Genomic DNA, 21372 nt, shown 5'->3' on the forward strand with positions numbered 1-21372 from the left:
CCGGAGCGTCGGTCCCGCCGTCTCTCCGTTCCCGACCGCGCGCCGCAACCGCCACATCACGGTGCGAGTTACTGAGCCGCCCCAGGTTCCGTGCACGTACCTCCCCTCCGTAACCTGGGAATCCAAGGAACGGGGCGGAGCACGTGGAACACGCACAGAGCGCGGGTACGGCAGCGGGACTTCTGCTGGCAGGCCGGTACCGACTGACCGAGAGCATCGGCCGCGGAGGCATGGGCAAGGTCTGGCGCGCGCAGGACGAAGTCCTCCACCGGACGGTCGCCGTCAAGGAACTGACCGCCGGTCTGTACGTGTCCGAGGCGGACCGCACGGTGCTGCACGCGCGCACCCAGAAGGAGGCCCGCGCCGCCGCCCGGATCAGCCACCCCAACGTTGTCACCGTCCACGACGTACTGGAGTACGACGGCCGGCCGTGGATCGTGATGCAGTACGTCGACGGGCCGTCACTCGCCGACGCGGCCAAGGAGTCCGGCCGTATCCAGCCGGCCGAGGCAGCCCGGATCGGGCTGCACGTCCTCGGGGCCCTGCGCGCCGCGCACGCCGCCGGGGTGCTGCACCGCGACGTCAAGCCCGGCAACGTGCTGCTCGCCTCCGACGGGCGGGTCCTCCTCACCGACTTCGGCATCGCCGCGATCGAGGGCGACTCGACCATCACCAGGACGGGCGAACTCGTCGGCTCCATCGACTACCTGGCCCCCGAGCGGGTCCGCGGCGGCGATCCCGGGCCGGCCTCCGACCTGTGGTCCCTGGGCGCCACCCTCTACTCGGCGGTGGAGGGGAACTCGCCGTTCCGGCGCACGTCACCGCTGTCCACGATGCAGGCCGTGGTGACCGAGGAGCACCCGCCCGCCCCGCACGCCGGAGCGCTGGAACCCGTCATCTCCGCGCTGCTGCGCAAGGAGCCCGAGCAGCGGCCGCCGGCCGACGAGACCGAGCGGATGCTGCTGGAGGCGGTGGAGGGGCGCCGGCCCCGAGCGGCGCAGGCGTATGTGCCCACACGGACGGTGGATCCGGAGGCCCGGCGGGCGGCGACCGTGCCGCTCACCGGGCCGACGCGCGCCCCGGCCCCCGCGACCTCCGCGCCGAAACGTTCCGGCGTCTGGCGCCGCGCGCTGCTCGTGGCCGTCATCGCCGCCGTGGCAGGCGGCGGCGCCGGATTCCTCGCCCTGCAGTACGGAACCGGTGGCGGGAGCCCCACCACCGACGACGCCGGATCGTCCGCCCCGGCCGCGGGCTCCACTCCGAAGCCGGCGGAAGGGGAGAGGTGGCAGCGGGTACGGGACCCCGAGGGCTTCAGCCTGCTCGTACCCGAGGGCTGGACGCGCCAGCGGGACGGCGACCAGATCGACTACACGCCGGACAACGGGCGTCGGCTCATCCGCATCAGCATCGACGCGACGCCCGATTTCGAGAACCCGTACATGCACATGCTCGACGTCGAGAAGACCGTCAGGAAGCGGCTGCCGGAGTACGAGCGGGTGCGGCTCGACCAGAACACCTTCCGGGACCGGGAGAACTCCGCCCTGTGGGAGTTCACCTGGACCGAGACCAGGAACAACGCGGGGGAGCGGCGCGCCATCGACCAGGTCTACTACGACGAAGACGGCACCGAGTACGCGCTCTACATGTCCAGTCCGGCGGAGGAGTGGGCCACGACCCGGCAGCGCTTCGACAGAATGGTGCAGAGCTTCCGGCCCTCGGCGGGCTGACTCTGTCACGGCTCTGCATCGCTCAACCCCGGCAGTGGCGATGGCAAACGATCTTCGCCAGGATATGAGCATGACGAACGACGGGGGACGGGCGAACGAGCCCACCAGTTACGCACTCCGCCCGCCGCAGGCGCCGCAGCCTGCCGGGCCGCCGCAGTCCGGACCGCGGCAGTCCGGTCCCGGTGCGCCGTATCCGGTGCCGACCCAGCAGGTGACCGGCACACCGGCGGCGCCTGCCGCCGACCCGGAGACCGGACGCGTCATCGGCGGGCGCTACCGGCTCGTCTCCCGCCTCGGGCACGGCGGCATGGGCACCGTCTGGCGCGCGCACGACGAGGTCGTCGACCGGGACGTCGCGGTCAAGGAGCCGCGCCTCCCCGAGCACTTGGGCGAGCGGGAGCGCGAGAACGTCCATCTGCGCATGCAACGCGAGGCCCGCGCCGCCGCCCGGATCGACCACCCCTCGGTCGTCACCATGCACGACGTCGTGATGGAGGACGGCAAGCCGTGGATCGTCATGGAGCTGGTGCGCGGCCAGTCCCTCGGCGACCGGCTGCAGGAGGGAACGCTGGACGTCCGCGAGGCCGCGAGGATCGGCCTCTCCGTCCTCGGCGCGCTGTCCGCCGCGCACGAGGCGGGCGTGCTGCACCGCGACGTGAAGCCCGACAACGTCCTGCTGGGGCGCGGTGACCGGGTCGTGCTCACCGACTTCGGCATCGCCCAGGTCGAGGGCGAGCAGGGTCTCACCGAGACCGGCGCGTTCGTCGGTTCGCCCGAGTACATCGCCCCGGAGCGGGTGCTGGGCCAGCGGCCGGGCCCGGAGTCGGACCTGTGGTCGCTCGGCGTGGTGCTGTACGCGGCCGTCGAGGGCATGTCCCCGTACCGGCGCTCGCACACCCCTGCCACGCTTCAGGCCGTACTCTCCGCGGAACCCCAGGTCCCGGCGCGCGGTTCCGGCGCCTTCGGCACGCTGGTGATGCAGTTGCTGCGCAAGGACCCCGCGGCCCGGCCGACCGCTGCGGAGATCCGCTCCACGCTGGAGGCCGTGGCCCGCCCGCCCCAGCCCTCCCCCGACGTGACCCGTGCGTACGGCACCGGGACCGCGGCCGGGAGCGGCGGCTCCCGCTGGGTGCCGCCGGTCCTGCACCGCAACCGCCCGGCGCAGTGGGGACTCCTCGGCGGCCTCCTCGCGGTCGCGCTCGCCGCCACCGCCGTCGCCGTCGACCCCTTCGGCGGCGACGAACTGCCGGAGGGCTGGAAGGTGCGCCCGGAGAGCGAGATCCTCGCGGCGGACGTGGCCGTGCCGGAGGAGTACGAACGGACCGAGTTCGACGGCGGCTTCGCCGTCAACTACCGCGACCCCAGCGGGGTCTTCTCGGTCTACCTGGAGCGCGTCGCGGCCGGAGACGAGGACACCACCGCGGAGGTCCTCGAGCCCAGGAAGGAGGTGTGGAAGGACTGGTACGCGAAGGGCGGCGAGAACGGCAGGGAGATCAAGGACGCCGACGTCGGCACCAGGGACGTCACACACCAGGGCGCGAAGTCCTTCGAGACCACGGTCGACTTCCTGTTCTACGGGGACAACGAGGAGGACGCCGTCCGCTACCGCTGGCACGAACTGGTCGTGCCCGGAAAGGACGAGGTGCACTGGCGGCTGAGGGTCCAGATGCCCTCGGAGGGCGCCGCCCGGCAGGACGGGGAGCAGATCTTCACGAACGTGGTGAAGCACCTGCAGATCCAGGATCTGTGATCCGCCCGGACCGAGCGAGGGGACGGGGGCCCACCGGGAGTGGATCCCCGCCGGACGACGGCCGGAGGCGGCCGGAGCGTTCGGCCCTCCTCCCGGGCGCGGGGGAGCGCGTCGAACCCGGAAATGTGGCGATGGGGATGGCGCGGGGCGTCACAAGCCCCTGATCAGGGCTTCTCTGCCAGTGATCACTGGCGCAATGTGTGGACCTGGCGAAAAGCTGTTACCGACGGGTACCCAAAGCCTTGATTGCGTCATACTCTCGCCCCCATGACGGACTCGCAGGCCCCCGCCGCCCAGCACACCGGCGCCCTCGGCACCAACCCCACCGCCGCCGCCCCGGCCGGCGCGCGCACCGCCGCCGACGTGGTCACCCCCGAGGTGGTCGCCCAGCTCACCCGGGGCGTCGTCGGCTCCGGCCGTACCGCCAACCACACTCCGTTCACCGGGGAGAAGCTGGCGGAGCTGCCCGAGTCCACCCCCGAGGACGTGGCCGAGGCCTTCGCCCGCGCCCGGGCCGCCCAGCCCGCCTGGGCCGCGACCTCCCCGCGCGCCCGCGCCGCCGTGCTGCTGCGCTTCCACGACCTGGTCCTGGAGCGTCAGGCCGAGGTGCTGGACCTCATCCAGCTGGAGACCGGCAAGGCCCGTCTGCACGCCCACGAGGAGGTCCTGGCCGTCGCCGTGGCCGCCCGCCACTACGGCCGGAAAGCGCCTTCCTATCTGAGGCCCAAGCGGCACGCCGGTGTCGTTCCCGTCCTCACCAAGACCACCGAACTGCGCCAGCCGCGCGGGGTGGTCGGCCAGATCGCCCCCTGGAACTACCCCCTGGAGCTGTCGGTCGGCGACGCGCTTCCCGCGTTCGTCTCCGGCAACGCCGTCGTGATGAAGCCCGACACCGAGACCGCGCTCACCGCACTCTGGGCCCGTGACCTGCTGATCGAGGCAGGGCTCCCGGCAGGTGTCTTCCAGGTCGTCCTCGGTGAGGGACCGGTCGTGGGCCCCGAGGTCGTGAGGCACGCCGACTACGTCTCGTTCACGGGATCCACCCGCACCGGCCGGGAGGTCGCCCGGGGTGCCGCGGCCCGTCTCGTCGGCGTCTCCCTCGAACTCGGCGGCAAGAACGCCATGCTGGTGCTGCACGACGCCGACATCGACAAGGCCGCGGCCGGCGCCGTCCGGGCCTGCTTCTCCTCCGCCGGGCAGCTCTGCATCTCCATCGAGCGGCTGTACGTGCACGAGTCGGTCGCCGACGCGTTCGTGGAGCGCTTCGCGGCCCGTACGAAGGCCATGCGGCTGGGCAGTGCCCTCGCGTACGGCGCCGACATGGGGTCCCTGGTCGGCGAGCGCCAGCTGGAGACGGTCAAGCGGCACGTCGAGGAGGCCGTCGCCAAGGGCGCCACCCTCGTCGCGGGCGGCGTCCACCGCACCGACATAGGCCCGCTGTTCTACGAGCCGACCATCCTCGACGGGGTCGAGGCGCCGATGTCCGTCTGCACCGAGGAGACCTTCGGCCCCGTCGTCTCGGTCTACCGGTTCACGGACGAGGACGACGTCGTCGAGCAGGCCAACGCCACCCCGTACGGCCTCAACTCCAGTGTCTGGACCAGGGACGGCAGGCGAGGTCACGCGGTCGCGGCCCGGCTGCGCACGGGCACCGTCAACATCAACGAGGGTTATGCGCCCGCATACGGCAGCGTGCAGTCGCCGATGGGCGGCATGAAGGACTCCGGTCTCAGCCGGCGCCACGGCTCCGAGGGCATCCTCAAGTACACCGAGGCCCAGACCGTGGCGCAGCAGCGGCTGATCCCGCTCGCCCCGTCCTTCGGCATGGACGACGAGAAGTACGCGGCGTTCATGAGCACGTCCCTGAAGGTGATGAAGGCCCTGCGGCTGCGCTAGGGCGGAGCAGCTCCGTCCGTCCGTCCCGCAGGCCAGGAGGGACCTTCGCCACACGCCCCGGTGCCGCCCGCACCCGCACGTTTTCCACGAGGAGAGCCATGTCCGAGGACTTCCCTGCCCACGAACCGGGTGACCGGGGCGAGAGCGACGCGGATTCCGCGTACGACTACGACGTCGTCGTCGTCGGCTCGGGCTTCGGCGGCTCGGTCTCCGCGCTGCGTCTCACCGAGAAGGGCTACCGCGTCGGCGTCCTGGAGGCGGGCCGCCGCTTCACCCGGGAGACCCTGCCGAAGAACTCCTGGGACCTGCGCAACTACCTCTGGGCTCCGGCGCTCGGCCTCTTCGGCATCCAGCGCATCCACCTGCTGGGCAATGTGATGGTGCTGGCCGGCGCCGGAGTCGGCGGCGGCTCGCTGAACTACGCCAACACGCTCTACGTGCCGCCCGCGCCGTTCTTCAACGATCCGCAGTGGAAGGACATCACGGACTGGCAGGACGAGCTGAAGCCCTACTACGACCAGGCCAAGCGCATGCTCGGGGTGCGGCTCAACCCGACCATGACCCCGTCGGACGTCCATCTGAAGGCCACCGCACAGGCGATGGGCGTCGGCGACACCTTCCACATGGCCCCCGTCGGCGTCTTCTTCGGCGACGGCAGGGACGCGGTCGGCGAGGACGGCACCGGCACGCCGAAGGCAGAGCCCGGGGCCGAGGTCCCGGACCCGTACTTCGGCGGGGCCGGGCCCTCGCGTCGCGCCTGCACGGAGTGCGGCGAGTGCATGACGGGCTGCCGCCACGGCGCCAAGAACACGCTGAACGAGAACTACCTCCACCTCGCCGAGAGGGCGGGAGCCGTCATCCACCCCATGACGTCGGTGGTCACGGTGCGTGAGGACTCCCGCGGCGGCTTCGAGGTCGGCACCGTCCCCAGCGACGGCCGGCGCAAGGGCGGCGGCCGTACGTTCACGGCCCGGCGGGTCGTCGTCGCCGCCGGCACGTACGGCACCCAGACCCTCCTGCATCGGATGAAGGACGACGGGCTCCTGCCGCGCCTCTCCGCCCGGCTGGGCGAGCTGACCCGCACCAACTCCGAGGCCATCGTCGGGGCCCAGACCGACAACCGGCGCTACCGCAAGCGCCACGGCAAGGACAGGGTGGACTTCACCCGCGGCGTCGCGATCACGTCCTCGATCCACCCGGACGCCAGCACCCACATCGAGCCGGTCCGCTACGGCAAGGGCTCCAACGCGATGGGCGGGATGACCGTCCTCCAGGTCCCGTACAGCTCGCGGCGCGTTCTGGGCTGGCTCGCCAACTGCGCCCGGCACCCGTGGCGCACCGTCCGGGCGCTCTCCAACCGCCGCTGGTCGGAGCGGACCATCATCGGACTCGTGATGCAGTCCCTGGACAACTCGCTGACGACCTACCGCAAGCCCAAGGGCGTCGGCAAGGGCCTGCTGACCGCCCGCCAGGGGCACGGAGCCCCGAACCCCGGCCAGATCCCCGAGGCCACGCGCGCCGCGACGCTCCTCGCCGAGGAGATCAACGGTTTCGCCGGATCCAATATCGGCGAGCTGATCGGCACCCCGCTCACCGCCCATTTCCTCGGCGGCTGCCCCATCGGCGCCACGGCGGAGACCGGCGTCATCGACCCGTACCACCGCCTGTACGGCCACCCCGGCATCTCGGTCGTCGACGGCGCCTCGGTGTCCGCGAACCTGGGTGTGAACCCGTCCCTGACGATCACGGCCCAGGCCGAGCGAGCGATGTCCTTCTGGCCCAACAAGGGCGAGTCGGACCCGCGCCCCGAACAGGGCGCCGCCTACGAACGCCTGGCCCCGGTCGCGCCCAAGGCCCCCGCCGTTCCCGCGGACGCCTTCGGAGCCCTGAACCTGCCGTTCCTCGGCATGCCGACGGTCCCGCCGAAGTCGTCCTGACCGCCCCTGAACAGACGAGAGGCGCTGCACCCCCCTCCGAGTGCAGCGCCTCTCTTGCTCGGTGCGGTGCGTTACGCGACGGCGTCGCCCTTGCGGCGCTTCATCGCGAAGACGACACCGGCGCCGGCGACGACGGCGATACCGCCGGCGATGCCGATGGCCGGGAGCACGGAGGAGGAACCGGTCTCGGCGAGGCTGCCGGTGACGGGGATCTCCTTGATCTCACCCTGGGGCCTGGTGTCGGGGCCCTTGTCCCCGGGCTTCTGGTCGCCCGGCTTGGCCTCGCCCGGGTTCTCGTTCGAGGAGCCCGGCTTCAGGACGACGAAGTCCACGACCTGGCCCGCGTTCTCGGCGATGCACTCCTGGCCCTTGACGTCACCGAGGTAGCCGCCCGAGCCGAAGGAGTAGCTGTCGCCTGCCGGAGCGTTCTTGTCGATGGCGAGACGCAGGTCGATCTTCACGAAGTCCTGGGACTTCATGGTCTCGACGCCCCAGAAGTAGTCGCCGGCCCACTCCTCGTTCCCGATGCCAACCCACTCGTTGGTGCCGGGAAGCTTGAACTCCAGGTCGACGTACTTGCTGAGGAACTTGTCCGCGTCCTCGTACTCGTAGTTCTCAACCTCGGCGTAGAAAGCGACCTGCTTGAGGTCGGTCTCCGACTTGTTCGTGATGGTGAGGTTGAACTCCTCGGGGGCGCTGCCCGCGACGATCTTGCCGGGCAGGCCGGAGATCTGGACGTCGAGAGCCTTCTCCTCGAAGTTCTCGTCGACCTCCTCGCAGTACGGCAGGAACTCCTCGTCGTCGCCCGGCTCCTCGTCGGCGTTCTCGTCCTTGCCGGCGTCGTCCTTGGAGGTGTCCTCCTCGGTGGCGTCGTCCTTGGTCGAGTCGTCCTTGCCGGCGTCGTCCTTGGAGGTGTCCTCCTCGGTGGCGTCGTCCTTGGCCGTGTCCTCTTCCGTGGCCGGGTTCTCTGCGTTGTTCGCGTCGTCCTCAGCGGAGGGCGTCTCGGTCTTCGCCGCGTCGTCCTCCGTTGTCGGGGTCTCCGTGTCACCAGTTGAGCCGGCGGTGGACGTCGTGCTGGTGGTGCCGTCAGTCGCGTAGGCGGCCGGCGCCGCCAGGAAGGCGGCAGGGGCTATGACAGCGGTCGCGGCAGCGACAGCCATAGCGCGGCGAAGCTTCATCAAGACCTCAGTGAAGTCCGGCGTGCCGCGTCACGCGGCACGGAGTCTGTGGGGCCCTCCCGGCTATGGGGGTACGGGTGTGGCCGTTGGTTCCGCATGCATGACCTGTGACCAGTGCAATTGGTTGCACAGGAACTCACACAGAATTTATGTGACGCCCGACACAGTGCCGCGGGCATATGGCGGTCGAGGTGCCCGCTCCGCGCGGCGTTCCGATCCGTGATCTGTACATGCACAACCGTGCGCGCCCTCTCCTGGTCGAATCGGCTGCCGTGTCACACGGCCCACAGGATTCCTCCGAACAGGAGGTCGTAGTAGATGAGACGTCGTTCCGTGGATCAGTCCGCACTGCGCCGCACCGCAGCCGGCCTCGCGACGGCCGGACTGCTCGCAGCGGCCGGGATCGGCGCGGCACCCGCGTACGCCGTCGACCCGGTGTTCACGCTCGGCGGGCCGGCCGAGGTGGCGCTGCGGCCGCATCCGGGCAGTGGGGAGCCGCACAGCACGACCGTCGACTTCACCGTGAACAACCCGTCCGAGGACGTGGAGAACGGTGACTTCGACGGCGAGCACACCGTCACGTTCGACCTCAGCGGACTCGCCGGCGTCGCCGACGTCAGGTTCGGCGAGACCGGGAGCTCCGACTGCAGGATCACCGGCACCAAGGGTGTGTGCACGGACTGCGGCGTCTGGGTCGGCCTGAGCAGTGTCGCCGAGCTGGAGGTGTCCGCGGCCAAGGGCGGCGAGATCGGCGCAACCGGTGACATCGAGGTCACCGGCTCCGCCGAGGGCGCGACCTTCACCACCGCCTCGACCCGAATCGTCATCGGCGGTCCGGACCTGGTGATGGAGCCGCTGAACCTCGAGCAGGAGGTCGCGCCGGGCGACGCCCAGCCGGCAAGGATCACCTTCGCCAACGCCGGCACCACCGCCGCCGAGGGCGTCCTCCTCACGCTGATCTACTCGCGCGGCATCGAGATCCCCGAGCGCTACTCCAACTGCGAGTACACCAAGGGCGTCGACGGCTCGTTCGAGACCGCCTACGCGAAGGCGATCTGCGCCTTCGAGGGCACCTTCGAACCCGGCGAGGTGTACGAGCTGTCCCGGCCGCTCACGGTCAAGGCCGCCGAGCACGCCTACATCGAGGACTTCATCCACCGAGTGAACGAGGACAGCCCCGCGGAGCGCGCCGCGCAGCGCACCGGAGCGGCCTTCGACAAGGGTGCGGGCGTCGAGCTCTCGCTGAACAGGAAGACCGTGAAGGCCCGTGCCACGGACCTCGACCCGTGGAACAACCAGCAGGAGCAGCCGATCCGGGCGAGGAACACAGCGGACTTCGCGGCCTACGGCGGGAGCGTCCCGAAGGCCGCCGAAGGTGAGACGGGGACGACGGTCGGCTTCCGCAACAACGGTCCCGCGTGGGTCGGGTACCTCCGTTCCGGCGAGAACATCGGCACCGTCGACGTCACGATCCCGCAGGGTGCCGTGGTCACCGAGAAGCCGGCGAACTGCGACGGCGTGACCTCTGCGGGCGAGGAGCGCGAGAAGCAGCTCGGCGCGCCGCGCTACCTGTGCGCGGTGCCGTCCATCGTGCTGGAGGACGAGAACTTCGCGCTGCCGTTCGCCATGAAGATCGAGAAGGTCGTCGAGAGCGCGACCGGTACCGTCACCGTGCGGAACTGGTACGAGTCCCGGCCGGCGCTGGCATTCGACCCGGTGAAGGGCAACAACACGGCCCAACTGGTGCTGAACGGCAAGGACTCGGGTTCCTCCGCGTCCGGCGGAACCTCCGGCGGTACGTCGGGCGGTTCCACTGCGGGCGGTTCGACCGGTGGAGACGGTGCGCCGTCCACGGGCGGCGCGTCCGGCGAATCGGCCGTGGGCGACACCACGGTCGACGGGGATCTGGCCTCCACCGGCTCCTCGGCCGGATGCGGCCGGTTCCGGGCGTCCCCGGAACCGGCCGCCTTGGGGTGACCGGGCTGCTGTCCCCTGCCGACCGGTCACGCTCGCCGGGGCGAGGTCCCAAGACGTACCTCCGGTACGTCACACGCCCCGGCGGAGCCACGCGTGGATCTTTCCTTCGGGGCCCGCCCCTGGCTGGCACGGACATCGGTACCAACGAAGCGCTCAGGGACCGGACACGGGCCGTACGGGTGAGAGCGCGCCCGTACGGATGTGCGTACAACGTGCGGCGGGAATCCGCGCAGGCACGGCGGCCGCGCACGGCGCGCCCCACCGGGCAACGCGCAGCATCTCCGGGCGGGAACTGCGCGCATCCTGGGGACCACGGCGCACGGCGTACCGTTCAGACGCGGCCGCGGCACAGCTCCAGCAGCGTCATCGCCAGCGCCGTCCCCGGCTTGCCGAGCGCCTCCCTGTAGTGACCGAGCACCTCCATCTCACGCGAGAGGTTCACCCGGCGGCCCCCGGACGTGATCCGGGCCTCCTGGATGACGGCCGAGACGGCCATCCGTTCCTGGATCAGCCCGATGATCCGGTCGTCGAGGGAGTCGATGCGGTCGCGGGCGCCGTTGATCAGGTCCGCGGCCTCGTCGGTGCGGGCGCTGGTGTCGGGACGGGCTGCGGTGTCGGTGGCGGGCACGGAGGCTCCTTGGGTGCAGGCCCCGTACCGACCGGGCCCGGAAACGACAGGACGCCCCGGGCCTTGTCGGCCCGGGGCGCCTGGGAAGTCGCTTGTCAGTTGCTCAAGCAGCACGTCCATGGCAGCCGGCGGGCCGGGTGCCATAGGTAAAGAAGAAGGTCGAGTGCTTGCGCATGGGGGTCAGTATGACCCCCATGCCCCCGCCGGGGCCAACGCGGGTTCGGATGGTGAGACGAAGAGCGGTACCGCGGCGCCGGTAGAATCGACTGACAGAGCCCCCCTCCATCCACCGCCGGAAGGCCGCCGTAGTGTCATCTGCGTCCCCCGCTGCCGCGCCCGACGTCACCAACCCGGACACGACCCCGGACGTGGTCCTCGTTGTCGACTTCGGCGCCCAGTACGCCCAGCTCATCGCCCGCCGCGTCCGTGAGGCGCGCGTCTACAGCGAGATCGTCCCGTCCACCATGCCGGTGCAGGAGATGCTGGCCAGGAAGCCCGCGGCGATCATCCTCTCCGGCGGCCCGTCCTCCGTGTACGCGGAGGGTGCCCCGCGCCTCGACCGTGCGCTGTTCGAGGCCGGAGTCCCCGTCTTCGGCATGTGCTACGGGTTCCAGCTGATGGCGCAGACGCTCGGCGGCACCGTCGACAACTCCGGCGCCCGTGAGTACGGCCGTACCGACCTGCACGTCAGCAAGGCCGGCTCGACGCTCTTCGAGGGCACCCCGGCCGAGCAGCAGGTCTGGATGTCGCACGGCGACGCCTGCTCCGCGGCTCCCGAGGGCTTCACCGTCACCGCCTCCACGGCCGTTGTGCCCGTGGCCGCGTTCGAGAACGACGAGAAGAAGCTCTACGGCGTCCAGCACCACCCCGAGGTGATGCACTCCACCTACGGCCAGCAGGTCCTGGAGCACTTCCTCTACCGCGGCGCGGGCATCGAGCCGACGTGGACGACGGGCAATGTGATCGAGGAGCAGGTCGCCGCGATCCGTGAGCAGGTCGGCGACAAGCGCGCCATCTGCGGACTGTCCGGCGGTGTCGACTCCGCCGTCGCGGCCGCGCTCGTGCAGAAGGCCATCGGCTCACAGCTGACCTGCGTGTACGTCGACCACGGCCTGATGCGCAAGGGCGAGACCGAGCAGGTCGAGAAGGACTTCGTCGCCGCGACCGGCGTCTCCCTGAAGGTCGTCGACGCCGAGCAGCGCTTCCTCGACGCGCTCGCCGGGGTCTCCGACCCCGAGGAGAAGCGGAAGATCATCGGCCGGGAGTTCATCCGAGTCTTCGAGCAGGCGCAGGCCGAGATCGTCGCCGAGGCGGCGGGTGAGCACGGCGAGCAGCCGGTGCAGTTCCTGGTCCAGGGCACGCTCTACCCGGACGTGGTGGAGTCCGGCGGCGGCACGGGCACGGCGAACATCAAGTCGCACCACAACGTCGGTGGTCTCCCCGAGGACCTCGAGTTCGAGCTCATCGAGCCGCTGCGGAAGCTGTTCAAGGACGAGGTCCGGATGGTCGGCCAGGAGCTGGGCCTGCCGGAGGAGATCGTCCAGCGCCAGCCGTTCCCGGGCCCCGGTCTCGGCATCCGTATCGTCGGCGAGGTCACCAAGGAGCGCCTGGACCTGCTGCGCGAGGCCGACTCGATCGCCCGCGAGGAGCTAACCGCCGCCGGTCTCGACCGCGACATCTGGCAGTGCCCGGTGGTCCTGCTCGCGGACGTGCGCTCCGTCGGCGTCCAGGGCGACGGCCGTACCTACGGCCACCCGATCGTGCTCCGCCCGGTCTCGTCCGAGGACGCGATGACGGCGGACTGGACGCGGATGCCGTACGACGTCCTGGCGAAGATCTCGACCCGTATCACCAACGAGGTCGCCGACGTGAACCGCGTCGTCCTCGACGTGACGTCGAAGCCGCCGGGCACCATCGAGTGGGAGTGACCCCCGCTCCGTAGGTCAACACCGACGCCGTCGCTCATACGTTCGGGTGGCGGCGTCGGCGGTCACGGTTGGTAGTCGAGCCGCACCGGTACGCGGGCGCGGGCATCCCGTACTTCTGGCGCGTCGAGATGGCCGCCGACGAACGGCCGGTGGTCCACGTCCTCGAGCTCGACAAGGAGTCGCGCGTCTATGTGCCGGGCGGCACCTCCCGCGACCGGCTCAAGGTCTCCGTCCCCTTCGGCATCGACATCGACCTCGCGGACATCGACCGTCTCCGAGCCGGCCGCCACCGCGGGGCCAGGCCCGTCCCCCACCCCACCTCCCACGTGCGGCCGTGCACCTCCGGTCCCGTGCAAGGTGCGCGCCGTATATGGCCAGTTGGCGCACTCGGAGGTACCTTCCGCGCCATGACCGACATGCCGGAGCCGATACCCGCCGAACGGCTGCACTTCGCCATGCCGCCCGTGCACGAGTCCTTGGCGGATGAACGTGTGTACCGGAAGCAGCGGCTGGCCGGCGCGCTGCGGCTGTTCGCCCGGTTCGGGTACGAGGACGGCGTCGCCGGGCACATCAGCGTGCGGGACCCGGAGGTGCCGGACTGCTTCTGGGTCAACCCGTTCGGGGAGCCGTTCGCCACGATGACGGCAGGCAGGCTGATCCTGGTCAACGGGGACGGACAGGTCGTCCTCGGCACCCGGCACGTCAACCAGGCCGCGTTCGCCGTGCACGCCGCCGTGCACCGGGCCCGGCCCGAGACCGTCGCCGTCGTGCACAGCCACTCCGTCCACGGCCGGGCGCTGGCCGCGCTCGGTGAACTGCTGGACCCGATCTCCCAGGAGGCGTGCGCCTTCTACCAGGCCCACGCACTGTACGACGCCTACACGGGCGTGGCCGTCGACGCGGAGGAGGGCAGGCGCGTCGCGGCCGCGCTCGGCCCGTACAAGGCGGTCATCCTGCGCAACCACGGGCTCCTCACGGTCGGGGACTCGGTCGACGCGGCGGCCTGGTGGTTCGTCTCCATGGAGCGCTGCGCGCAGGTGCAGCTGAGCGCCCGGGCCGCCGGGAAGCCGGTGCTCATCGACCACCGCGACGCGCTCGCCACCCGTGAGCAGCTCGGCGGCGATCTCGTCGCATGGATCAGCTACCAGCCCCTGTGGCGTCGGATCGCCACCGAAGAACCCGAACTCATGTCTTAGTACGTCAATTTGATCGTGCGGAAATCACCCCCGCGCCTGCTTCCCGAGGCTCGCGCAGCCTCGTCCGTACGGCACAATTCCTTTGAATCACGGGTTGGTTGCCGAAGCTGCCTACCGGGGAAGGGTGCGTCGCCGTGGCGGTGCAGGAAGCGGGACAGAGCGTGCACGGCGGTGGATGTACCTGTGGCGACTGCCCGCACGGCAGACGCGAGGGGCACCGGAGGGCCGTCGCCCGGTTCCTGGCCAGGCGCGACGAACTCGCCGGGGGACGCGGGCTGCCCGCCCAGGTCGCCTCCTCCGCGGGCGGCACCCGTCAGTGGATCTCCGACGAGCTGACCGAGTCGGCCCGTGCGGTCGCCGAGCGCAGCCGCGCCGCCGGGGAGTCGTGGCTCACCCGCGTCTGGCGGCGCACCCTGATGGTGCTGTGGGGCTGGGTCGTGCTGCTCCTCCTGGTGCAGGCCGTGACCGCGATCGGCTCCGGCTGGACCGTGGCCCGCACCGCCTGCCTCGCCGCCGCCGTCTGTCTGGCCGGGCTGCTCACCGGGGCGGCCCGGCTCCACCGGGCGCACGGCGGACTGCTCGCACCGCTCGTCGGCGAGGACAACCGGCTGTCGACCTCGCGGGCGGTGGCCGCCGCGTGGGTGTTGTTCGCCGCCTACACCGTGCTGTTCCTGGCGTTCCGGCTCGCCGCGTCGGCCCCCGCCGGACTCGGCCTCGCCCAGGGCGCCGGACTGCTCACGATCACGGCCGCCGTCTCCCTGATCGCCGTCGTCGTCCGCCGTGTCGTCACCGTGCGCATCATCACCCAGCGGCTGCAGAAGGTGGAGGCGGACCGGCCCCGGCCCGCGGACCTGGTGTGTGACGACGCGGGTCGCGGCAGCTTCCCGGACGCCCAGTACGTCCTCGTCGGCGGGGTCGCCCTCGTCTGCGCGACGGTGCTGCTGGCCCGCCGGCCCGACCGGTTGCCGGAGCTGCCGTGGGGTCTGACCGTGCTGGTCCTGGTCTCGGCGGGGGTCTACCTCGCCGGGAAATACGCGGAGGGCGGCCGCCCGGTCGTCCTGTCCGTCGTCCGCGCCAGGGAGCCCGGCGGCTTCGACGGTCCCGTCCGCATCGGCGACGACATCGAGATCCGGGGCGCCGGGTTCGTGCCGCCGGGCGCCGGGAACCCCGACCGGCTCGCGCTGATGACCGTCCGGATCGGCTCGGTCCACGTCCATGTGCCGCTGGTCCCGGTCCCCGGCGGATTCACCAGCCCCAGTGATACGAGCATCACGGTCCCGGTGCCGGCCGAGGTCGAGCCCGGAAGGGTCGAGGTGCAGGTCGTGACGGCGGCGGGTGCCGAGTCGAACCGGATGGCCGTCGACGTCGTGGACTGACCGGGCTGAGCCGTACGGCCGCCGCCCCCGTGTTCACGGGGGCAGGAGGTGGGGACAATCGTCGCAGCCGGGTGAGACACGGAGGCGACGATGACGCATGTGTACCGGACGACGGCGACGTACGCGACCGACGACGTGGGCACCGACTGGAAGGAACGCGCGGCGCGCTACTCGCTGCTGCCGCTGCGGCTGTTCCTCGGAGTGACCTTCGTCTACGCGGGACTGGACAAGCTCCTCGACAGCGCGTTCATCTCCGCGAGCGGTACCGGCTCCATCGGCGAGCTGATGACCAACGTGCGGAACAGCTCCGCCGTGCCCGCGCTCGTGGACATGGCCCTGAAGAGCCCCGAGGGCTTCGGCTACGCGATGGCCTTCGGTGAACTGGCCGTCGGCGTCGGCACCCTGCTGGGGCTGCTCGCGCGGCTGGCCGCCCTCGGCGGGGCGCTGATCTCGCTGAGCCTGTGGCTGACCGTCAGCTGGCAGACCGAGCCGTACTACTACGGGAACGATCTGGCCTACCTGGTGGCCTGGCTGCCGCTGGTGCTCGCCGGCGCCTCCGTGTTCTCGCTGGACGCGGCGATCGCGGAACGGCGCCGACGCAGCCGGTAGTGGACGAAGGTGGCGACGGCGGCGAGGAAGAGGCCGCCGGACATCAGCGGAAGGGCCGTGAACCACGGGGCCTGCCAGGCTCCGGCCGCGTCACCGAGATAGGCCGCGGCGGTCCCCAGGGCCGCCGTGCCCGCGATCAGCCTCCCCGGACGGAACTCATGAAGCAGCACGGGTGACCTCCACCTGTCCGAGCGCGACCGTCAGATCGAGGTCGAGCGTGCCCGCGGGCCCCGCACCGGTGGGCGGAGCGAGCGTATCCGTGCGGTGCCTGTCCGGGGCGACGTCCACGTCGTTCACCGGATCCCCGGGCAGCCGGACGTCACCGACGCCGGCGCGGGCCCGGATCCGCACCGTGGCGTTCGGGGGCAGCACGACCCTCAACCGGCCCGCGCCGACCTCCGCGACGGTGCTCACCGTCCCCTCCGGCGGCACCGCCACCCGGCTCAGGTCGAGCGTGGCCGTGCCCGAGCCCAGCTGGTACCGCGGAGCGACGGCGGCGGCCGTCGCGGGCCGCCACTCCGTCCGCGTCCACTGGGTGCTGATCTCCTCGGGCAGGACGGAGGCACCCGTCAGGAGCACGGCCGTGACCACGGTCAGCAGGACCGTGCCACCGCCGATCCGGCCGAGGAGGCTGCCGACCACCAGGCCGAATCCGAACACGGCGAGCGCGCAGGCGAGCCCGGTCTGCAGGCTGGTGCCCAGCGGCTGCGACTCCCAGGACAGACCCGTGCCGAGACCACCCGCCACCAGAGCGAGCAGGAAGACGGTTCCGGCGATGCCCCGGGGCCCGCGCGGGCGCGGTGACGGGGTGGCGCGGTGCTGCTCGCGGGGCAGTGCGGCGGTGCCCGGCGCGGCGTCGGCCGGCCCCCACAGGTAGCCCGTCGCCACCGGCCCCGTGGTGCCGTCCTTGACGATCGGGTCCCGCCACCAGGACGGGCTGTCGGGTGTCGGGGGCGCCTTGGCCTCCGGTGGGGCCTCCGACACGGCGTGCGCGGTCGCCGCGTCCAGCGGCCCGCCGTCCGGGGCGGCGGTGGTGCGCCGCCGCGACCACACAGCGGCGCCCGCGACGGCGAGCGACAGCAGCGCGGAGAACGCGAGCGTCCCGTCGTTGCCCAGCATCGACAGGAACAGCCCGCAGCCGAGCAGTGCCAGCAGCACGGCGACCAGGGCGGCCCCGTCGACCCGGCCGGACAGGGCGCGCCGCGCCTCGTTCTCCTCCTCGCCCTCCAGCGGGATCAGCAGCCAGGCGAAGCCGTAGAAGATCAGACCGATGCCGCCGGTCACCGCAAGCACACCCGTGGCGATACGGAAGACCACCGGGTCGACGTCGCAGTACCGGCCGAGACCCCCGCAGACCCCGCCGACGACCTTGTGCCGCGCGGTCCGGCGCAGCAGCACTGGCGGGAACCGCGGCTGCGGCGGCGGCGCGGCGGGCGGGGCGGTCGGCTGAGTCATGTCTCCATGGTGGCGGTCCGCCACGGCGGGCGGCAGCCGTCCCGACCCTGGCCCTTCCCTGATTTCGCACCCCGGGGCCCGGCGCGGGACCCCGATGCTCAGGGTCTCTCTCAGGGACGGCCCTGATGTCCCCACGGCCGGGCCCGTGTGACCATCGGGGCATGCCCGTCGCCACCGCCCGTCCGCCCGAGACCGAAGAGCCCGCCGCCCGCAGGCTGTACCGCAGCGCGGAGGGCCGTTGGCTGGGCGGCGTGGCGCGCGGGCTGGCGGGGCACCTCGGCCTGCCGGTGATCTGGGTCCGGCTCGTCTTCCTCGGGCTCTTCATGGCGGACGGCCTCGGCGCGTTGCTCTACGCGGTGTTCTGGATCGCCGTGCCGCTCGGCGTCGGGGGCAGGTCGGCCGAGCCCAAGCCCGTCTTCGAGACGGCACCCGACGGTAGACGACGACTGCGCAAGCCCGACAAGGGGCAGCTGTTCGCGCTGGTCGCCCTGCTGATCGGCGCGGTCGTGTTCGTCGCCAACATCGACCTCGGCGGCCCCGCGAACCGCTACGTCTGGCCGGTGCTGCTGACGGGCGCCGGTGTCGTGCTGGTGTGGCGGCAGGCGGACAACGCCCGTCGGGCGCAGTGGACCGGCGACGAACGGCGCCGCGGACTGCTGCAGCTCGCGCGCGGCCTGGCGGGCGTCGCGCTGGTCGGCATGGGACTGACCGTCTTCGTGGTCGTCCGGGGCTCCGCCGCGCAGCTCGGCAACGTCCTGACCGCCGCCCTGGCCGTGATCGCCGGTGTGGCCCTGCTGGCCGGCCCGTGGCTGGTGCGGATGACCCAGGACCTCTCCGAGGAGCGCCTCATGCGCATCCGCGCCCAGGAGCGTGCCGAGGTCGCCGCCCATGTCCACGACTCCGTGCTGCACACCCTCACCCTGATCCAGCGGAACGCGGACGACGCGGGCGAGGTGCGCCGGCTCGCCCGCGCCCAGGAGCGCGAGCTGCGCAACTGGCTGTACCGGCCGGAGGGCACCGGCAAGGAGGAGGACGAGGAGCCCACCATGCTCGCGGACGCGGTGAAGCGCGCCGCGGCGGAGGTCGAGGACAAGCACGGCGTCCCGCTGGAGGTCGTCGTCGTCGGTGACTGCCCGCTCGACGAGAAGCTGACGGCGCAGATGCAGGCCGCGCGTGAAGCAATGGTCAACGCGGCGAAGTACGGTGGCGAGGGCGGACCCGTACAGGTGTACGCGGAGGTGGAGGGCCGTACGGTGTTCGTCTCGGTGCGCGACCGGGGGCCGGGGTTCGACCCCGACGCGGTACCGGAGGACCGCATGGGCGTACGAGAATCGATCGTCGGCCGTATGCAGCGCAACGGAGGGACGGCGCGCCTGCGGTCGGTGCCCGGCGGAGGCACCGAAGTGGAGCTGGAGATGGAGAGGGCGGACGGATGACCGAGCAGACCGACGCAGCCGAGGGGACGGAGCGCCGGGTACGGGTCGTGCTCGTCGACGACCACCGGATGTTCCGCGCGGGTGTGCAGGCCGAGATCGGCAGGACGGAGGAGACGGGCGTCGAGGTCGTCGGCGAGGCCGCCGACGTCGACCAGGCCGTCACCGTGATCACTGCCACCCGTCCCGAGGTGGTGCTCCTCGACGTCCATCTGCCCGGTGGCGGCGGCGTGGAGGTGCTGCGCCGCTGCGCAGGACTGGCAGCGGCCGCCGAGCGCCCCGTCCGCTTCCTGGCGCTGTCCGTGTCGGACGCCGCCGAGGACGTCATCGGCGTGATCCGCGGCGGCGCACGCGGCTATGTGACGAAGACGATCACCGGTGCCGATCTGGTCGACTCGATCTTCCGGGTCCAGGAGGGCGACGCGGTGTTCTCGCCGCGGCTGGCCGGATTCGTCCTCGACGCGTTCGCCTCGACGGACGCGCCTCCTGTGGACGAGGACCTGGACCGGCTCACCCAGCGCGAGCGCGAGGTGCTGCGGCTGATCGCCCGGGGCTACGCGTACAAGGAGATCGCCAAGCAGCTCTTCATCTCGGTGAAGACGGTGGAGTCGCACGTCTCGGCGGTGCTGAGGAAGCTGCAGCTGTCGAACCGGCACGAGCTGACGCGCTGGGCGACGGCACGACGGCTGGTCTGAGCCCGCGAGCCCCGGCGGGCACCACGCGGCCGGTGAGGACCCGGCCGGGTACGACGGGGCAGGCGAGGACCACCGGGCGGGACGGGGTCGTCGCGGTCCGCCGGACGAGACGACCGGTCGGCGAGGCGTACGGGCGGCGGCGACGGGACGCGCGCCCGCGCGGCCGGCCTGCGCCTCCAGCCTGCACCGGGCCCGCTCACCCCGTGTCCACGAATCCGGCATGAGGCGGATGTGTGACGAAAACGCCCCGCGTACGCGGCAACCGGGGAGGGGTCCGCTCCCTCTAACCGTCCGTGATGAGCTTGACCGGTACCTCCTTCTTCGTGACCTCGATCGTGCTGGCCGCGGTCGCGGTGCTGCTGCCGCTGGTCCTGTGGAGCAGGGTGCGCGGCCCGGCCCTGGTGCGGGTCGCCGTCCGGCTGGCGATGCTCGGCTTCGCGCAGGCGACCGCGCTGGTGGCCGTGTTCGTCGCCGTGAACAACAGCAACGGTCTGTACGGCAGTTGGGAGGACCTGCTCGGCACGGGCGACCACGTCGAGGCCGCGTCCGACCTCGGAACGGACGGACTGGGCGGGGTGCGCTTCGCCGACCTCCCCAAGAGCAGGGTGACGTTCGGACGCGTGACCGATCCGCTCCTGGGCGAGGGCGTCCAGGTCACCGAACTCACCGGGCAGGTGTCGGGCGTCCGCGGCGAGGTCTACGTCTGGCTGCCCCCGCAGTACGACGAACCCGCCTACCGGAACACGAAGTTCCCGGTCGTCGAACTGTTGCCGGGGTACCCGGGGTCGGCGAAGGCGTGGTTCGCCACGCTCGAGGTGCAGGAGCAGTTGCGGCCGCTGATGGAGAGCGGAGAGATCGCCCCGTTCATCCTCGTCGCCCCGCGCACGACCCTGCTCGGCCGGGTCGACACGGGCTGCGCGAACATCCCGGGCCGGATCAACGCCGACAGCTGGCTGAGCGTCGACGTCCGCAGGATGGTGATGGACAACTTCCGTGCCATGCAGCGCCCGGAGGGCTGGGCCGTGGCCGGCTACTCGGCGGGCGGACACTGTGCGGCGAAGCTCGCCGTCGCCCACCCGGACCGCTACGGCGCCGGGGTGAGCCTGTCGGGCTACAACGACCCGGCAGCCGAGAAGGCGTCGCTCGCGGGCTGGGACGGGGAACTGCGCCGCGCCAACGACCCGCTCGCCATCCTGCGGTCCGCGACGACGCCGCCGCGCACCGCCCTGTTCGTCTCCGGCGCACGCGGCGACGGCTTCGAGTCGGGCCTCGCACTGCGTTCCGCCGCCATGCCCCCGACGACGGTCGAGGTTGTCGAGATCGGCGGTGCGCACGACACGGGCGAGTGGCGGCGGCAGGTCCCCGACGTCTTCTTCTGGCTGACCCGCCAGGTCGGCTACGAGCGAGGGACGACGCCGTCGGCGGCGGGCCGCTGACGGCCGCGCGCCGCTGCGACCTCACCCCCGGCCGTGTCGGCGAGACGGATCCGACTCTCAGCATGCGCCCAGTGGCCGCTCCCGTGCCCGCGCTGCCCCTGACCTGCACAGACACGCCAGCGATCAAGACTTCAGCTGCCGTGTCGGTGAA

16 protein-coding genes are annotated in these 21372 nt (G+C 71.7%); 12 read left to right on the forward strand and 4 right to left on the reverse strand.

Going from position 1 to position 21372, the window contains the following annotated elements; all coding sequences use genetic code 11:
- Nucleotides 1-143 precede the first annotated feature (143 nt).
- From QMZ92_RS06455 to QMZ92_RS06470, 4 genes are all read left to right on the forward strand, one after another.
- Nucleotides 144-1727 carry a serine/threonine-protein kinase gene (locus tag QMZ92_RS06455; RefSeq protein WP_283296234.1) on the forward strand — a complete coding sequence of 528 codons (1584 nt, stop codon included), beginning with the start codon at nucleotides 144-146 and terminating at the stop codon, nucleotides 1725-1727.
- Between the two features lie 70 nt (nucleotides 1728-1797).
- Complete coding sequence (locus QMZ92_RS06460) at nucleotides 1798-3477, forward strand: serine/threonine-protein kinase (protein WP_283296235.1); 1680 nt, start codon at nucleotides 1798-1800, stop codon at nucleotides 3475-3477.
- A gap of 267 nt (nucleotides 3478-3744) precedes the next feature.
- Nucleotides 3745-5373, forward strand: a complete 1629-nt coding sequence (locus tag QMZ92_RS06465) for a succinic semialdehyde dehydrogenase (protein ID WP_283296236.1) — start codon at nucleotides 3745-3747, stop codon at nucleotides 5371-5373.
- A gap of 98 nt (nucleotides 5374-5471) precedes the next feature.
- On the forward strand, nucleotides 5472-7310 hold the full coding sequence (locus tag QMZ92_RS06470) for a GMC family oxidoreductase (protein ID WP_283296237.1): 1839 nt from the start codon (nucleotides 5472-5474) through the stop codon (nucleotides 7308-7310).
- A gap of 71 nt (nucleotides 7311-7381) precedes the next feature.
- Here the strand turns inward: QMZ92_RS06470 and QMZ92_RS06475 are convergent, their stop codons facing one another.
- Nucleotides 7382-8470, reverse strand: a complete 1089-nt coding sequence (locus QMZ92_RS06475; RefSeq protein WP_283296238.1) for an LPXTG cell wall anchor domain-containing protein — start codon at nucleotides 8468-8470, stop codon at nucleotides 7382-7384.
- A 336-nt stretch (nucleotides 8471-8806) separates the two neighbouring features.
- Here QMZ92_RS06475 and QMZ92_RS06480 point away from each other — a divergent pair, with 336 nt between their 5' ends.
- The gene (locus tag QMZ92_RS06480; protein WP_283296239.1) at nucleotides 8807-10465 is read left to right on the forward strand and encodes a peptidase; all 1659 of its coding nucleotides are present in this window, start codon (nucleotides 8807-8809) and stop codon (nucleotides 10463-10465) included.
- A gap of 331 nt (nucleotides 10466-10796) precedes the next feature.
- Here QMZ92_RS06480 and QMZ92_RS06485 read toward each other — a convergent pair whose 3' ends face one another.
- On the reverse strand, nucleotides 10797-11093 hold the full coding sequence (locus tag QMZ92_RS06485) for a chorismate mutase (RefSeq protein WP_283296240.1): 297 nt from the start codon (nucleotides 11091-11093) through the stop codon (nucleotides 10797-10799).
- A gap of 308 nt (nucleotides 11094-11401) precedes the next feature.
- On the opposite strand from QMZ92_RS06485, the gene guaA reads away from it, so the two are divergent.
- The 4 genes from guaA to QMZ92_RS06505 all read left to right on the forward strand — a co-directional run bounded on the left by guaA (nucleotide 11402) and on the right by QMZ92_RS06505 (nucleotide 16202).
- Nucleotides 11402-13021 (forward strand): glutamine-hydrolyzing GMP synthase, encoded by a 1620-nt coding sequence (guaA, locus tag QMZ92_RS06490; RefSeq protein WP_283296241.1) that lies wholly within the window; start codon nucleotides 11402-11404, stop codon nucleotides 13019-13021.
- A gap of 407 nt (nucleotides 13022-13428) precedes the next feature.
- Nucleotides 13429-14217: a class II aldolase/adducin family protein gene (locus tag QMZ92_RS06495; RefSeq protein WP_283296317.1), complete on the forward strand. Its 789-nt coding sequence runs from the start codon at nucleotides 13429-13431 to the stop codon at nucleotides 14215-14217.
- 134 nt (nucleotides 14218-14351) lie between these two features.
- On the forward strand, nucleotides 14352-15593 hold the full coding sequence (locus QMZ92_RS06500) for a hypothetical protein (RefSeq protein WP_502962001.1): 1242 nt from the start codon (nucleotides 14352-14354) through the stop codon (nucleotides 15591-15593).
- 90 nt (nucleotides 15594-15683) lie between these two features.
- Nucleotides 15684-16202 carry a DoxX family membrane protein gene (locus QMZ92_RS06505; protein ID WP_283296242.1) on the forward strand — a complete coding sequence of 173 codons (519 nt, stop codon included), beginning with the start codon at nucleotides 15684-15686 and terminating at the stop codon, nucleotides 16200-16202.
- Here the strand turns inward: QMZ92_RS06505 and QMZ92_RS06510 are convergent.
- Together QMZ92_RS06510 and QMZ92_RS06515 are read right to left on the reverse strand one after the other, a co-directional pair.
- Nucleotides 16109-16372: a hypothetical protein gene (locus QMZ92_RS06510; protein WP_283296243.1), complete on the reverse strand. Its 264-nt coding sequence runs from the start codon at nucleotides 16370-16372 to the stop codon at nucleotides 16109-16111. The two genes, QMZ92_RS06505 and QMZ92_RS06510, sit on opposite strands and share 94 nt — an antisense overlap.
- Nucleotides 16359-17657 (reverse strand): PspC domain-containing protein, encoded by a 1299-nt coding sequence (locus QMZ92_RS06515; RefSeq protein ID WP_283296244.1) that lies wholly within the window; start codon nucleotides 17655-17657, stop codon nucleotides 16359-16361. Before QMZ92_RS06515 ends, QMZ92_RS06510 begins: the two co-directional genes overlap by 14 nt.
- A 161-nt stretch (nucleotides 17658-17818) precedes the next feature.
- On the opposite strand from QMZ92_RS06515, the gene QMZ92_RS06520 reads away from it, so the two are divergent.
- The 3 genes from QMZ92_RS06520 (at nucleotide 17819) to QMZ92_RS06530 (ending at nucleotide 21221) form a co-directional block, all read left to right on the forward strand.
- Complete coding sequence (locus QMZ92_RS06520; protein WP_283296245.1) at nucleotides 17819-19093, forward strand: ATP-binding protein; 1275 nt, start codon at nucleotides 17819-17821, stop codon at nucleotides 19091-19093.
- Nucleotides 19090-19785, forward strand: coding sequence for a LuxR C-terminal-related transcriptional regulator (locus tag QMZ92_RS06525; RefSeq protein WP_138053602.1), 696 nt, complete (start codon nucleotides 19090-19092; stop codon nucleotides 19783-19785). The genes QMZ92_RS06520 and QMZ92_RS06525 overlap by 4 nt, the downstream gene beginning before the upstream one ends.
- A gap of 296 nt (nucleotides 19786-20081) precedes the next feature.
- The gene (locus tag QMZ92_RS06530) at nucleotides 20082-21221 is read left to right on the forward strand and encodes an alpha/beta hydrolase (RefSeq protein WP_283296246.1); all 1140 of its coding nucleotides are present in this window, start codon (nucleotides 20082-20084) and stop codon (nucleotides 21219-21221) included.
- Nucleotides 21222-21372: the final 151 nt, after the last annotated feature.

The organism is Streptomyces sp. HNM0645, assembly GCF_030056615.1.
GTDB lineage: Bacteria > Actinomycetota > Actinomycetes > Streptomycetales > Streptomycetaceae > Streptomyces > Streptomyces marianii.